The organism is Bacillus sp. B28 (assembly GCF_029536185.1).
Lineage (GTDB): Bacteria > Bacillota > Bacilli > Bacillales > Bacillaceae > Bacillus > Bacillus halotolerans.
Genome location: NZ_CP120511.1, coordinates 3,012,358 through 3,026,198, shown reverse-complemented (window position 1 = coordinate 3,026,198; position 13,841 = coordinate 3,012,358). Strand labels below are relative to the sequence as shown.

The window sequence follows — 13,841 nt, the reverse complement described above, 5'->3', positions numbered from 1 at the left end:
ATAACTGTGAAACCAAACACTGTTCACAGCGTCTATAAATAGGGGTTCAATGATGACAATTTTAAATATGGAGGCAATACTATGTGTGGATTTGTCGGGGTTTTTAACAAGCATCCGTTAACTCAAACCGCTGATCAAGAAGAACTAATCAAACAAATGAACCAAATGATCGTTCACCGCGGTCCTGACAGTGATGGATATTACCATGATGAGCACGTTGGATTCGGATTCAGACGGCTCAGCATTATTGATGTGGAGAATGGCGGACAGCCTTTATCATATGAAGATGAAAAATATTGGATTATTTTTAACGGGGAAATCTATAACTATATCGAACTGAGAGAAGAGCTTGAAGCAAAGGGATATACTTTCAACACAGATTCTGACACAGAGGTTCTTCTTGCGACTTACCGTCACTATAAAGAAGAAGCGGCTTCCAAGCTGCGCGGCATGTTTGCCTTTCTGATTTGGAATAAAAACGATCATGTTCTTTATGGAGCAAGAGATCCATTCGGCATTAAGCCATTGTATTACACAACGATCAATGATCAGGTTTATTTTGCCTCAGAGAGAAAAAGTTTAATGGCAGCCCAAAATGATATTGAAATAGATAAAGAAGCATTACAGCAGTATATGTCTTTCCAATTCGTTCCTGAGCCAAGTACCCTTGATATTGATGTGAAAAAAGTAGAGCCGGGTTCTCAGTTTACAATCCGTCCTGACGGTGATATCACATTCAAAACGTATTTCAAGGCGCGCTTCCAGCCTGTTCAGACGGAGGAAGATAAACTTGTTAAAGAAGTCAGAGACGCTATCTATGACTCTGTAAACGTTCATATGAGAAGTGATGTGCCTGTCGGTTCATTCCTATCAGGCGGAATCGATTCTTCGTTTATTGTATCCGTTGCGAAAGAATTTCATCCCAACCTGAAAACATTTTCTGTCGGATTTGAACAGCAGGGCTTCAGTGAAGTTGATGTAGCGAAAGAAACTGCCGCTGCACTGGGCATTGAAAATATCAGCAAAGTCATTTCACCTGAAGAATACATGAACGAGCTTCCTAAAATCGTATGGCACTTTGATGATCCGCTTGCAGACCCGGCTGCGATTCCGTTGTATTTCGTGGCGAAAGAAGCGAAAAAACACGTAACGGTTGCGTTATCTGGCGAAGGTGCGGACGAGCTGTTCGGCGGATACAACATCTACCGTGAACCGCTTTCTCTTAAACCGTTTGAACGCATTCCGTCCGGCTTGAAAAAGATGCTTCTGCACGTAGCGGCCGTTATGCCTGAGGGAATGAGAGGAAAGAGCCTGCTTGAGCGCGGCTGCACTCCGCTTCCGGAGCGTTATATCGGCAACGCGAAGATCTTTGAAGAATCCGTGAAGAAACAGCTGCTGAAGCACTATGATCCGAGCCTTTCGTATCGTGATGTGACGAAGCCTTACTTTACAGAAAGCAGCTCATACAGCGATATTAACAAAATGCAGTATGTCGATATCCACACTTGGATGCGAGGCGACATTTTGCTAAAAGCGGATAAAATGACGATGGCGAATTCTTTGGAATTGCGTGTGCCATTCCTTGATAAAGTCGTATTTGACGTTGCGTCTAAAATTCCTGATGAATTGAAAACAAAGAACGGTACGACAAAGTATCTCCTTCGCAAAGCTGCTGAAGGCATTGTGCCGGATCATGTATTGAACCGCAAAAAGCTCGGTTTCCCTGTACCGATCCGTCATTGGCTGAAAAACGAAATGAACGAATGGGTGCGCAGCATTATTCAGGAAAGCCAAACGGACGCTTATATCCATAAGGATTACGTTCTTCAGCTTCTTGAAGACCATTGTGCCGACAAGGCTGATAACAGCCGTAAAATTTGGACAGTGCTCATCTTTATGATCTGGCACAGCATCAATATTGAAAAACGGTATATGCCTGAAGAGCTGAGCCATCAGCCTAAAGAAGTCATCTTTGTCTAACAGATAAGGCTTTCGATTCGTCGAAAGCCTTGTTATTATACCAGTATTTCTCCATCATCATTGATTACCCTGCACATTCGTGTGAAATATTCAGAAAAATGATGTAATGATATTTTTTTCTAGGGGAGAAGGGAACATGCAAAAACAAAAACAAGAATTGCATCGCGGTCTGGAAGAAAGGCATATTTCTTTGATGTCTTTAGGGGCTGCCATAGGAGTGGGACTTTTCCTTGGCTCCGCATCAGCTATTCAATTAGCAGGGCCGGGTATTTTGGTGGCATATGCCTGCAGCGGCCTGGTTATGTTTTTTATAATGAGGGCGCTTGGGGAAATGGCGATTCAAAAGCCGGTCGCGGGCTCCTTCAGCAGGTATGCGCGTGACTACTTAGGTCCGCTCGCAGGCTACTTAACCGGGTGGAATTACTGGTTCTTATGGGTTGTAACCTGTATGGCGGAAATCACTGCTGTCGGAATTTATATGGGATACTGGTTTCCGGATGTGCCCAATTGGATTTGGGCATTGTCGGCGCTGGTGATTATGACTGGTGTTAATTTCCTCGCCGTAAAGGCGTATGGAGAGCTGGAGTTTTGGTTCGCATTGATTAAAATTGTCGCGATCCTTTCTATGATTGCTGTCGGTTTATTAATGATCATTGCAGGAGTCGGCAATGGAGGCATTGCGACTGGCATCAGCAACTTGTGGAGCAACGGCGGATTTTTTCCTCATGGAATAAAAGGGGTTTTATTGTCACTTCAAATGGTGATGTTCGCGTATTTAGGCATTGAGATGATAGGGGTGACTGCCGGCGAAGTCAAAAACCCGCAAAAATCATTAGCGAAAGCAATTGATACGGTATTTTGGCGTATCTTGATTTTTTACGTCGGTGCTTTATTTGTTATCATGTCCATTTATCCGTGGCAGGAAATCGGATCGCAAGGAAGCCCTTTTGTACTCACGTTTGAAAAAGTGGGGATTCCATATGCGGCAGGCATCATTAACTTTGTCGTTCTGACGGCAGCGCTGTCTTCTTGCAACAGCGGCATATTCAGCACCGGACGTATGCTCTTTAACTTAGCGGAGCAGAGCGAGGCGCCAAAAGCATACGGTAAGCTGACCAAAGGCGGCATTCCGGGTAAGGCCGTACTGGCTTCTGCGGGTGCATTATTAGTCGGCGTGCTGTTAAACTATGTCGTGCCTGCGAAGGTATTTACTTGGGTTACAAGCATTGCGACGTTCGGGGCGATTTGGACATGGGCGATCATCTTACTTTCTCAGATCAAATACCGTAAAGGCATGCAGCCAAAGGATCAAAAACAATTAAAATACAAAATGCCTTTTTACCCATTCACGTCATATTTATCTTTGGCCTTTTTAGCATTTGTCATTATCCTGATGGCTTATAGCCCGGAAACAAGAGTCGCCGTAATTGTCGGTCCGATTTGGTTTCTGATTTTGATAGCCGTTTATTATGGCAAAGGCTTTCATAAGAAAAACGCAGCTGTGTCAACTGAACAACAGATCAGCTGATAAAAAGAGCTCCTGGCGGGCTCTTTTTTGTTTAAGTAAAGCTGCTCATAGAGAGCAGAGAATAGGAATAAGTTTTTTGCAGAGACTGCTTACAGTGGCGTCTCGTTTTTTATGATAAGATAAAAGTCACACAGTTATTTTGACATGTGAACGTTTTATGGAAAATTAAAAACCCGAACTGCATTTGGTTCGGGTCAGCGAAGGTTATCGCTTAAATAATATTTTGAAAAATGGTAAAGTAAAACGAAGATGGTCTTACATTTATTGAAGTGATTTATAATATTGACCCTTTGTTACATATTCAGACCGTATTCTCTGCATGTCTTTTCGGTCTTCATCCGTCAAAGGACGGATGACTTTTGCCGGGCGGCCGAAGGCTAGATGGCCTGGCGGAATGATTTTTCCCGGAGGAACAAGGCTGCCGGCACCGATAAATGCGCCTTCACCGATTTCGGCTCCGTCTAAAATGATTGAACCCATGCCGATTAAGGCGTTCTTGCGGATCACGGCGCTATGGAGTGTAACCTGATGGCCTATCGTGGCGTCATCTTCAATGAGAAGCGTCCGGTTCGGGCTTTGATGGAGGCAGCTTAAATCCTGGATATTGACTCTGTTACCGATTCTGGTCGGGGCTACATCTCCTCTTATGACAACTGAGAACCAAATGCTGGATTGTTCCCCGATGACCACATCACCGGTAATTGTTGCATTATCGGCTACAAAAGCCGTTGGGTGGATTTCTGGCGTGTATTCCTTATAAGGGTAAATCATATATCTTTCATCCTTCTTTCTCTATTTAATTTTTGTATGAGGTGAACCGCATGTGGACCTGGAAAGCAGACAGACCTGTGGCAGTGATTGTTATGATCCACGGGGCAAGTGAACATCATGGACGGTATAAATGGCTGAGTGAAATGTGGAGATCTTCGGGTTATCACGTTGTAATGGGTGATCTGCCGGGACAAGGGACAACCACCCGGGCCAGAGGTCATATTCACTCATTTCAAGAATACATTGATGAAGTAGATACTTGGATAGATAAAGCGCGAACCTTTGAACTGCCTGTTTTTCTTCTCGGCCACAGCATGGGCGGCCTGATTGCGATTGAATGGTTTAAACAGCAGAGAAACCCCCGCATTACGGGAATTATTTTATCATCACCGTGTCTCGGGCTGCAAATTAAAGTCAATAAAGTGCTTGATCTTGCATCAAAGGGGCTGAATGTCATTGCTCCGTCGCTTAAAGTTGATTCAGGATTATCGATTGATATGGCGACACGCAATGAAGATGTCATCGAAGCAGGCCAGAACGATCCCCTCTTTGTGAAGAAGGTTTCTGTCAGATGGTACAGAGAGCTGTTAAAAACTCTCGAGTCTGCCATGGTGCCGACAGAGGCTTTTCTGAGGGTGCCGCTTTTTGTCATGCAGGCCGGAGATGACAAGCTGGTCGATAAAACGAAGGTCATCAAGTGGTTTTCAGGGGTTGCTTCCCACAATAAGTCATATAGGGAATGGGAAGGGCTTTATCATGAAATTTTTAATGAACCGGAAAGAGAAGACGTTTTTAAAGCCGCAAGAGCATTTACTGAGCAATATATATGAACTAGGGGGGTGCATGTGTTGACAGTACCGGAACATCCTTTTGGACTGATGGCAAAAGTATATCGTGATATTTTTCCGCTCGTTCATCAAGAGCTGAACATATGGAAGCAAAGATCAGAAGCAATTAAAAACAGTGAATTAAAAGCACAGGCAACCGCAAGCATTCGAGATAAAACGTTTCACTGCGAAGGCGGCGGCATATTGGCCTTATTGTCAGGAAATCATAAGCAGAAATGTGTTGAGTTCATCATCGCATACCAAACGATCAGCGATTACCTGGACAATTTGTGCGACCGCAGCACATCACTTGACCCGGAAGATTTTCGAATGCTTCACACCTCTATGCAGGACGCATTGACAGTGGGAGCTGAACCGCAACATTATTATCAATTCAGGGACGAGCAGGATGACAGCGGATATTTGCAGGAATTGGTGAAAACATGCCAGCGTGTCCTCGGATCTATTGAACACTACGAAATGATTAAACCTTATCTGCTTGAGCTTTGCGGCTATTATTGCGATTTGCAGGTGCATAAGCACGTTGTTGAGCATGAGCGTGTCCCGCGCCTTGAAAAGTGGTTTACCCAATATGAAACAGAGCTTCCCGAGATGGAATGGTATGAATTCTCAGCTTGTGCAGGCTCCACGCTAGGCATTTTCTGTCTTGTCGCATATTCGTTTCAGCCCGATTTTACTGAAAGCACCGCAAAAAAAATCCGCAACAGTTATTTTCCTTACATACAAGGTCTTCATATTCTGCTTGATTATTTGATTGACCAGGAGGAGGACTTGCTTGAAGGGGACTTGAATTTCTGCTCGTATTATCAGTCGCATGAAGAAATGATGAATCGGCTGCAGCACTTTATTCAGAAAGCCGATGAACATCTGCACGGCATTCCGCACGAAAACTTCCACCGCTTAATCAACCGCGGCTTGCTGGGTGTCTATTTGTCTGATGATAAAGTGGCGGGCCAGAAGGAAATGGGCCGGCTCGCGAAGAAGCTGATCAAAGCAAGCGGAAAAGCCTCCTTTTTCTTTTATATCAACGGCAGAGCCTACAGAAAGTTTCAAAAAATGGCCTGGATGAAAAACTCAAAGAAAAAAGCTCAAATCATTTGCTGATTTGAGCTTTTTTTTCGATAGCAATAATAAACGGCGGGTCATTTTGCTGATTGATAAATCCGTATGTTAAGACGCGGGCTGTTTGCTGATCCAAGTCCCGGCAGAAGTCGAGCACGTCGTTTTTTTCAGCTTTGCCTTCCGGGTGGCCATGATAGACGACCAGCACAATCAGGCCTTCATCTTTCATGATGCTGAGAAGCTGTTCAATTGCTTTGATGGTTGAATTGCCGCTCGTCGTAATCGATTTGTCCCCGCCTGGCAGATAGCCGAGGTTAAACACAGCGGCCGCCACTTTGCCATGTGTTTCCTGCGGAAGTGATTCAGCAATTTTGTCATGGCTTTTATGAAATAAAGTTGTCCGGTTTTGATAGGTGTCACCGAGCCGCTCCTTCGTATTGGCCACTGCTGATTCTTGTATATCAAATGCGTATACATGGCCGTTTTCACCGATAAGCTCAGCTAAAAACAGGGTGTCGTGCCCGTTCCCCATTGTGGCGTCAACAACGATGTCTCCATCCCCTGCGGCCATTTTCAGCAGCTCTTTACTGTAGGGAAGAATTTTTTTCAGAATCATAAGGCCGATTCCTCCTGAAGACGCTGAAAGAACTTACCTTGGTAGCTGCCGCGGTTTTCAAGTTCTTTATTGATAGCGCCAAGCACTTCCCATTTGTTCACACTCCACATCGGCCCAATCATCAATTCAATCGGCCCGTCACCAGTGATACGGTGTACGATCATTTCTGGCGGGATGATTTCAAGCTGGTCACAGACGAGCTGCACATATTCGTCTTGAGAGAGAAATTCCAGCTTTCCTTTTTCGTATTGTTTCACCATCGGCGTGCCCTTCAGCAGGTGAAGCAAATGGATTTTAATACCCTGGACGTCCAAATCTGCCACTGCCTTTGCCGTTTCCATCATCATATCGCGGTCTTCCAGAGGAAGTCCGTTGATTATATGCGAGCAGACGCGTATGCCGTGTTTTCTTAGCTTATTCACACCTTCAACGTAACAGTCAAAGTCATGTGCCCGGTTGATCAGAAGAGCTGTGCGTTCGTGAACTGTCTGAAGCCCAAGCTCCACCCAAAGATACGTGCGTTCATTCAGTTCTGCCAAATACTCAACAACGTCATCCGGCAGGCAGTCCGGACGTGTGGCGATTGAAAGGCCGACCACATCGTCGAGCGCGACAACAGACTCGAATTTCTCTCGCAACACGTCAACCGGAGCATGCGTATTGGTGAAAGCTTGGAAATAAGCGATATATTTCCCGTTCTTCCATTTTTCGTGCATGCGGTTTTTAATGTCGTGGAATTGTGTCATTAAATCATCGGCCCGGTTTCCTGCAAAATCACCGGAGCCCGCAGCGCTGCAAAAGGTACAGCCGCCGTGAGCGACAGTGCCGTCCCGGTTCGGGCAGTCGAAGCCGCCGTCAAGCGCTACTTTAAATACCTTATGCCCGAAATGATCTCTGAGATGATAATTTAATGTATGATAGCGTTTTTCCGTATTTGAATAAGGAAAAGGATTGTTCTGAATCACGATTAATATGCCTCCTTGCGTACAATTGCATCCTAAAATTGTAGCACGCATTTCATATGAGAACAAATGAATATCGACCATAAATTTCTTTATTGAATCATGTCTGATGAGGCTACACTATGGATGATGGATTGTTTCCATTACCAAGAGGAGGGGTTACTGTGGCAACAAGACAATCAGTAGATGAACATCTCCAACAATGTATGCAGGCGTATGATTATGCTGAAGAACAGCTGAAAATCGCTTCTAAACAAGAGCATTATAACGACCAAGAATACAGTGATGCGCAAATGCAGATTGAAAATGCGGTAAATGCCTTGAATAAACTATGGCTGTCATCAAATGATCAGCAGAGAGAACAGCTGTACAGAATGAGACTTCAGCTTCAAGCTTTGCAAAATAATATGATCTTGCAGCACCCTCTTGATGTGTAAGAAACGGACCCTTTTGATAAGGGTCCGTTTTTTGTAAAAAAAGGATTGACTTTGTGCGTCAAAGTATTTATTGTATTAAGTGTACTAATTGAAGTAATACACTATAGACACTGATGAAAAGTCATTTATATATTGAAATTAAGGGAGGCAGTTATGAAACATAAAAAACGAAACAAACGTAACGTGCCAATGCTGATCGCGGCATCTGTGATCGCTTGTTCTTTTTTTCTTGTTCTTGTAATGATCGGTTTTGAATGTCAAAAAAGTATAATTGATCAGTTTTATCTATAAAAGGTTCAGATCGTATAGAAAGTAGGGAAGTAAATGATTCAAATCGATCCAAGAAGCTCAACGCCCATTTACGAACAAATTATTCAGCAAATGAAAGAGCTTTGTTTGAAAGGGATCATGAAGCCTGGTGATAAGCTTCCTTCTGTCAGAGAATTGGCGACGATCATTATTGCGAATCCGAATACTGTCAGCAAAGCGTACAAAGAGCTTGAGCGAGAGGGTATTATTGAAACGCTGCGTGGCAGAGGGACCTATATATCGGAAAATGCAAAAACGACACTGGTTGAAGGGAAGATGACGATGATTAAAGAGCAACTCAAACAGCTCATCATCGATGCACATTATGCGGGGGTTGAGCTGGATAAACTGCAAGAATGGATAAAAGAAATCAGCGCTGATGTGAAAGGGGGTAAGAGCGATGATTGAATTAAGACAGCTGTCAAAAACGATTGACGGAAATCAAGTATTAAAAGATGTTTCATTAACAATTGAAAAAGGAGAAATCTTCGGGCTGCTCGGCCGCAATGGGTCAGGCAAAACAACAATGCTTCGCTTAATCCAGCAAATCATTTTCGCCGACAGCGGGACGATTTTATTTGACGGCGTAGAAATCAAAAAGCATCCGAAAGTCAAACAGAATATCATCTACATGCCTGTTCAAAATCCTTTTTACGACAAGTATACATACAAGCAGCTAGTCGATATCCTAAGAAGAATTTATCCGAAATTTGATGTCACGTACGCGAATGAGCTGATGAACAGATATGAAATTCCGGAAACGAAAAAATACCGCGAGCTGTCGACAGGTTTGAAAAAACAGCTGTCGCTCGTTCTGTCGTTTGCGGCGAGACCGGCGCTGATTCTCCTTGATGAGCCGACGGATGGAATAGACGCGGTGACAAGGCATGATGTGCTGCAGCTGATGGTCGATGAAGTGGCGGAGCGTGATACGAGCATTCTGATCACTTCCCATCGCCTTGAGGACATTGAACGGATGTGCAACCGAATTGGTTTTCTTGAAGATAACAGACTGACGAATGTGATGGATCTTGATGAGCTAAAAGAAGAATACATCAAAATTCAAATGGCGTTTGATACAGATGTCAATTTAGCCATCAGAGAGCAAAACATTCCGATGCTCGATCAGGCCGGTGTGTTTTACACGGTGCTGATCCCGAAAAGCGATGAGAAGAACAAGAGCTTTTTGAGAGAGCTGAAGCCAAAAGTGTGGAATGAGCTTCCTGTCAACCTAGAAGAAGTATTCATTGCGAAGTTTGGAGGGAAGCGGAGATGGTAGACCGAGGTCTCCTCTATCGAGAGTGGAAGCAGAATCAAGTGGTGATTGTGTTAAGTATTGTGTTTTTGGTGCTGGCAAATCCTTTAACGATTTATCACTCATATTCTTTAAACGAGTCATGCCTAGCACATTCAGATCCAAAACTGTGTGCATTTTTTGTAGATTACCACATAGACAGCATGATTCAAATCAATTGGGTGATAGGGATTATACTGGCAGTATGTTTGGTCGGGCTTGAACGTTCGAGAGGTACGATGGACTTTTTGTTAGGTCTTCCATATAAAAGAAGCCAAATTTTTCAAACGAAATTTTGGCTAGGCGCAGTTGTCCTTGTGCTTTCGCAATTAGTCGGATTTTTATTAGCATGGCTGCTGATTCTTTTCTTAAAACCTGAACAAGTAAACTTTTTTGAACATGGAAGCATCGGTGTTATGATCACCAGCATTATGTTTTACTCATTAGTAATGGCCGCTGGGACGTTAACTGGAAACGCTTTTGCTCAGTTGTTGACAGCTTTTGCAACTTCTGTATTGCCATATTTGATTATCGTTTTGCCTTTTTCAAATATAGAGATTATCTCAGGGATTCAAATTTGGAAAATGTTACCTAATGTTGAATATTACTTCGATTTTGAAAATAATTTGATGGACTTTTCCCCGATTGCTTATGTGGATTCAAGTTGGGTGGCGGAAAGTAAATACTTATTACTAATCCCTGCAGTGATGAGTATTCTCTTTTATTTCATTGCCTATATAAGTTTTATAAAACATCATAATGAGCGTAATGGATACTTTTTCTTATGGAAAACATTAGATCGACCTATCCAAATCCTTGTCATCGTGTTAGGAATCCTGGGTTTTGGTATAGTGGGGCATTCTGCTGGTGAATCCATAGCGGGTTACATTATCGGAATGATTATCGGAGGAATTGTCGGATTTTTGATCAGTTATTTTTCCATCTTTAAAAAAGTAAGACATTAAGATAACGGCTTAAAGTTTGGAGGGAAGTAAAATGCCGGACTCCGGTCTGCTTTATAAGGAGTGGAAACAAAATAAAGTCGCCTTAGTTATCACCATTTTGGTTTTTATACTAGGTAATCCTTTATCGATTTTAAATATGTATCTTACCTATCAAGGCTGTGTTACTGGAAAAGAAAATTGGGTCGGCCCCTGCGTATTCAGCGTTGATTATTTAAACAGCACATTTATCTCAGTATTTTGGATTTGGGGAGTCGTTTTGGCGGTCAGCCAGCTGGGGATTGAACGAAGCAAGGGCTTGTTTGATTTTACTTTAAGCCTTCCATATACACGCGGGCAGATATTTAACGCAAAGTTTGTGCTCGGCGGAATGATGATTGTGGTTCCGCAATTCATAGGATATGTTTTATCCGTTCTGCTGCTATTGCTTTTGAAACCTGATCAGGCCGTTTATTTTCACAACTACAGCTTGGGAATGATCATTGTCAGCATGCTGGCTTATTCTTTGGTTATGGCTGGCGGAGCTCTGACGGGCAATACTTTTGCACAGCTTTTGGTCTCATTTACCGTGGCCATTTCGCCGTTTTTACTCATCAGCCTGCCTGCGATCAACATCGAGATCCTTTTGGGCGGATCAATAGAGTTTATCCATGGTCCAATACCCAAATGGGTGCAGTATTTCATTCCAATAACCTTTGTAGATACGAATTGGGTTGAGAATTCACCACATTATTTAGTGATTCCGGCTATCATGACTATCATCTTCTATATCATCGGCTATATTAGTTTTGTCAACCTGTCTAATGAAAGAAACGGGTATTTCTTCTTATGGAAGCCGCTTGACCGTCCGGTGCAGATCATCGTCATTATTATAGGAATCATGGGCTTCGGTTATTTTGGTTTTTCTGCAAGCGAGAGCTTTAGCGGTTATGCCATCGGAATGGCTGCAGGAGCGTTAATTGGTTTTTTCATTAGCTATTTTGCGATTTATAAAAAAACAAAACATGTATAAGGGAGAAAGAAAAGATGATTGATGTTCAGCATATTAACCATTCTTTCACGATCGGAAAAAAGGGCCGTGAGAATGAAGTGCCTGTCTTAAAAGATGTCTCGTTGACTGTTGCGAAAGGGGAAATCGCCTGTATCGTCGGACGAAGCGGATCAGGAAAATCAACGCTTCTGAATTTAATATCCGGCTACATCTCACCGACAAAAGGGCGTATTGTGATTAACGGAACTGATGTCACGGGCTTTAATGAAAAGGAATGGGCTACTTTCCGCCTAGAACACTTTGGGTTTATATTTCAAAGCTTTCAGCTCATCCCGGGCTTAACGACGTATGAAAATGTGGAAATGCCGCTGGCGTTAAAAGGGATCAAGCCGTCTGAGCGCAAGCAAAAGGTACAGGATATGCTGAAGCGCGTCGGTCTTGAAAACCATGCTGCTCATTATCCTAATGAACTGTCAGGCGGACAGCAGCAGCGTGTCAGCATTGCGAGAGCGCTGATTTTAAATCCGTCGATTATTTTAGCGGATGAGCCGACGGGAAGTCTAGATTCAGAAACGGAACAGGAAGTGCTTGAATTGATTCAGCAGCTGAACCGTGAGCGGGGCATTACATTTGTGATTATTACCCATGACGATGAAGTGGCTTCAATCGGACACTCAAAATTCCAGCTGCATGACGGTGTGTTAAAAGGGGGTATTACCGTTGAGATTTAAGGATCAGGTTCATTTTATCAGAAGAAATATGAAGAAAAACAGGCTCCGCGTCTTTATGACAATTCTTGCGACAACAATGGCGTGTGCGTTTTTAGTTGTGCTGTCGTCGGGTTGGATTCGGGATTCAAAAGACAATCACAGATATGACAATGAGCCAGCAAATTGTGACTAAAGTCAGTGTAATGGGCAAGGAAGGGGATAAGCCTATTAAAAAAGCTGATTTAGAGAAGTATGATCATGTAAGGTCAGTTGTAGAAAGAACGCAAGTGTATGAGCCAAACAAAGCAACTTTAGGCAATCGCACAAATGAAAGCTCTAATCTTATCTTTACCAATATGAATGATGAATTAAAGGCCAATATGGAATTAGAAAAAGGAAGAGTCGCAAAGTCGGAAAATGAAATCGTAGTAGGATACGATTTTGCAAAGAGATTATTGACGAAAAAAGAATCTGAAGCATATAACAAAAAAATCGAGGAAGCTAATGGAAACCCCGAAGATATAGAAGAACCAAAGGGTTATACGAAAGACATCCTGAACAAAACGATTGAATTAAGTGTATCGAAAACAGATCCTAAAACAGGGGATGTTACGAAAACAAAAACATATGACTTTAAAATTGTCGGTATGACAAAAAAACCATCTCAAGACTGGATGGAAGATTCAAACATCTTTATTAGTGATCAATTCAAGAAGGACTTTTCGGAATTTTTGGACTTCAAGGGCGGGAATGTTGAAAAAAATGTTGGCGTTTTTGCTGATAAATTTGAGAATGTGGAACAGCTGACAAATGATCTGACAGATGACGGATACTATGTCACATCAGTTACTACCGAGCTTGAAGGAGCCAACACCTTCTTCATGGTCTTCAAAATCGGCCTGATCTTTGTCGGGTGTATCGCGGTTATCATTTCAGCCATTGGAATATTTAACACGATGACGATGGCGGTTACAGAAAGAACGCAGGAGATCGGCATTATGAAAGCGATCGGGGCGAGTCCGTCAATCATTCGCCGGATGTTCTTGATGGAAAGCGCGTATATCGGAATTTTAGGCTGTGTGATTGGAATTATCATTTCTTACGGCGTGAGCTACCTTGTCAACCTGGCCGTTCCGATGATTCTCGCGGCGACAAGCGGAGGCGAAGCGGGCGATCTGAATTATACGTTTTCTTATATTCCGCTCAGCCTTGTCATCATTGCGGTTGTGATTTGCGGCGGTGTCGCTGTGATCTCGGGTATGAACCCAGCCCGAAAAGCAACAAAAACCAACGTGCTGACAGCATTAAGAAGAGAGTTGTAATCAGAAAAAGCCGGCTGAACCAGCCGGCTTTTCTGTATAGCGCATCAAC

Annotated in this window: 14 protein-coding genes and 1 pseudogene; 12 read left to right on the top strand and 3 right to left on the bottom strand. The window is 43.1% G+C overall.

What is annotated here, in order from left to right:
- Positions 1 to 81 precede the first annotated feature (81 nt).
- On the top strand, positions 82 to 1,980 hold the full coding sequence (gene asnB, locus P3L57_RS15035) for an asparagine synthase (glutamine-hydrolyzing) (RefSeq protein WP_024122583.1): 1,899 nt from the start codon (positions 82 to 84) through the stop codon (positions 1,978 to 1,980).
- 136 nt (positions 1,981 to 2,116) lie between these two features.
- The gene (alaP, locus tag P3L57_RS15030) at positions 2,117 to 3,508 is read left to right on the top strand and encodes an alanine permease AlaP (RefSeq protein WP_024122582.1); all 1,392 of its coding nucleotides are present in this window, start codon (positions 2,117 to 2,119) and stop codon (positions 3,506 to 3,508) included.
- A 261-nt stretch (positions 3,509 to 3,769) separates the two neighbouring features.
- Here the strand turns inward: alaP and P3L57_RS15025 are convergent, their stop codons facing one another.
- Positions 3,770 to 4,279, bottom strand: coding sequence for a gamma carbonic anhydrase (locus P3L57_RS15025; protein WP_059291785.1), 510 nt, complete (start codon positions 4,277 to 4,279; stop codon positions 3,770 to 3,772).
- 50 nt (positions 4,280 to 4,329) lie between these two features.
- On the opposite strand from P3L57_RS15025, the gene P3L57_RS15020 reads away from it, so the two are divergent.
- Both P3L57_RS15020 and P3L57_RS15015 read left to right on the top strand, forming a co-directional pair.
- Positions 4,330 to 5,109, top strand: a complete 780-nt coding sequence (locus P3L57_RS15020) for an alpha/beta hydrolase (RefSeq protein ID WP_069487025.1) — start codon at positions 4,330 to 4,332, stop codon at positions 5,107 to 5,109.
- An 18-nt stretch (positions 5,110 to 5,127) separates the two neighbouring features.
- Positions 5,128 to 6,231: a tetraprenyl-beta-curcumene synthase family protein gene (locus P3L57_RS15015; protein ID WP_069487400.1), complete on the top strand. Its 1,104-nt coding sequence runs from the start codon at positions 5,128 to 5,130 to the stop codon at positions 6,229 to 6,231.
- Here P3L57_RS15015 and mnmM read toward each other — a convergent pair.
- Both mnmM and mnmL read right to left on the bottom strand, forming a co-directional pair.
- Positions 6,221 to 6,805: a tRNA 5-(aminomethyl)-2-thiouridylate-methyltransferase MnmM gene (mnmM, locus tag P3L57_RS15010; protein WP_059335634.1), complete on the bottom strand. Its 585-nt coding sequence runs from the start codon at positions 6,803 to 6,805 to the stop codon at positions 6,221 to 6,223. The two genes, P3L57_RS15015 and mnmM, sit on opposite strands and share 11 nt — an antisense overlap.
- The gene (gene mnmL, locus P3L57_RS15005; protein WP_069487026.1) at positions 6,802 to 7,770 is read right to left on the bottom strand and encodes a tRNA modification radical SAM protein MnmL/YtqA; all 969 of its coding nucleotides are present in this window, start codon (positions 7,768 to 7,770) and stop codon (positions 6,802 to 6,804) included. The genes mnmM and mnmL overlap by 4 nt, the downstream gene beginning before the upstream one ends.
- A gap of 161 nt (positions 7,771 to 7,931) precedes the next feature.
- Between mnmL and P3L57_RS15000 the strand changes: the two genes are divergently transcribed.
- The 8 genes and pseudogenes from P3L57_RS15000 to ytrF all read left to right on the top strand — a co-directional run bounded on the left by P3L57_RS15000 (position 7,932) and on the right by ytrF (position 13,792).
- Positions 7,932 to 8,204: a YtzC family protein gene (locus P3L57_RS15000; protein WP_010331570.1), complete on the top strand. Its 273-nt coding sequence runs from the start codon at positions 7,932 to 7,934 to the stop codon at positions 8,202 to 8,204.
- Between the two features lie 153 nt (positions 8,205 to 8,357).
- Positions 8,358 to 8,495, top strand: a complete 138-nt coding sequence (locus P3L57_RS14995; protein ID WP_044153715.1) for a hypothetical protein — start codon at positions 8,358 to 8,360, stop codon at positions 8,493 to 8,495.
- Between the two features lie 33 nt (positions 8,496 to 8,528).
- Positions 8,529 to 8,921 carry a GntR family transcriptional regulator YtrA gene (gene ytrA / locus P3L57_RS14990; RefSeq protein ID WP_024122575.1) on the top strand — a complete coding sequence of 131 codons (393 nt, stop codon included), beginning with the start codon at positions 8,529 to 8,531 and terminating at the stop codon, positions 8,919 to 8,921.
- Positions 8,914 to 9,792, top strand: coding sequence for an ABC transporter ATP-binding protein YtrB (gene ytrB, locus P3L57_RS14985; RefSeq protein ID WP_044153718.1), 879 nt, complete (start codon positions 8,914 to 8,916; stop codon positions 9,790 to 9,792). The genes ytrA and ytrB overlap by 8 nt, the downstream gene beginning before the upstream one ends.
- Positions 9,786 to 10,772, top strand: coding sequence for an ABC transporter permease subunit (locus tag P3L57_RS14980; protein WP_069487027.1), 987 nt, complete (start codon positions 9,786 to 9,788; stop codon positions 10,770 to 10,772). The genes ytrB and P3L57_RS14980 overlap by 7 nt, the downstream gene beginning before the upstream one ends.
- A 31-nt stretch (positions 10,773 to 10,803) precedes the next feature.
- Complete coding sequence (ytrD, locus tag P3L57_RS14975) at positions 10,804 to 11,781, top strand: ABC transporter permease YtrD (protein WP_069487028.1); 978 nt, start codon at positions 10,804 to 10,806, stop codon at positions 11,779 to 11,781.
- Positions 11,782 to 11,795: 14 nt separating this feature from the next.
- Positions 11,796 to 12,491, top strand: a complete 696-nt coding sequence (gene ytrE, locus P3L57_RS14970; RefSeq protein WP_059291790.1) for an ABC transporter ATP-binding protein YtrE — start codon at positions 11,796 to 11,798, stop codon at positions 12,489 to 12,491.
- Positions 12,481 to 13,792, top strand: a pseudogene (gene ytrF, locus P3L57_RS14965) (ABC transporter permease YtrF). The gene ytrE and the pseudogene ytrF overlap by 11 nt, the downstream one beginning before the upstream one ends.
- Positions 13,793 to 13,841 lie beyond the last annotated feature (49 nt).

Excerpts from the sequence above, each read along its gene's own strand:
- asnB (WP_024122583.1), top strand. The coding sequence starts at position 82 with ATGTGTGGATTTGTCGGGGTTTTTAACAAGCATCCGTTAACTCAAACC.
- alaP (WP_024122582.1), top strand. The coding sequence starts at position 2,117 with ATGCAAAAACAAAAACAAGAATTGCATCGCGGTCTGGAAGAAAGGCAT.
- P3L57_RS15025 (WP_059291785.1), bottom strand. The coding sequence starts at position 4,279 with ATGATTTACCCTTATAAGGAATACACGCCAGAAATCCACCCAACGGCT.
- P3L57_RS15020 (WP_069487025.1), top strand. The coding sequence starts at position 4,330 with ATGTGGACCTGGAAAGCAGACAGACCTGTGGCAGTGATTGTTATGATC.
- mnmM (WP_059335634.1), bottom strand. The coding sequence starts at position 6,805 with ATGATTCTGAAAAAAATTCTTCCCTACAGTAAAGAGCTGCTGAAAATG.
- P3L57_RS14995 (WP_044153715.1), top strand. The coding sequence starts at position 8,358 with ATGAAACATAAAAAACGAAACAAACGTAACGTGCCAATGCTGATCGCG.
- ytrA (WP_024122575.1), top strand. The coding sequence starts at position 8,529 with ATGATTCAAATCGATCCAAGAAGCTCAACGCCCATTTACGAACAAATT.
- ytrB (WP_044153718.1), top strand. The coding sequence starts at position 8,914 with ATGATTGAATTAAGACAGCTGTCAAAAACGATTGACGGAAATCAAGTA.
- P3L57_RS14980 (WP_069487027.1), top strand. The coding sequence starts at position 9,786 with ATGGTAGACCGAGGTCTCCTCTATCGAGAGTGGAAGCAGAATCAAGTG.
- ytrD (WP_069487028.1), top strand. The coding sequence starts at position 10,804 with ATGCCGGACTCCGGTCTGCTTTATAAGGAGTGGAAACAAAATAAAGTC.
- ytrE (WP_059291790.1), top strand. The coding sequence starts at position 11,796 with ATGATTGATGTTCAGCATATTAACCATTCTTTCACGATCGGAAAAAAG.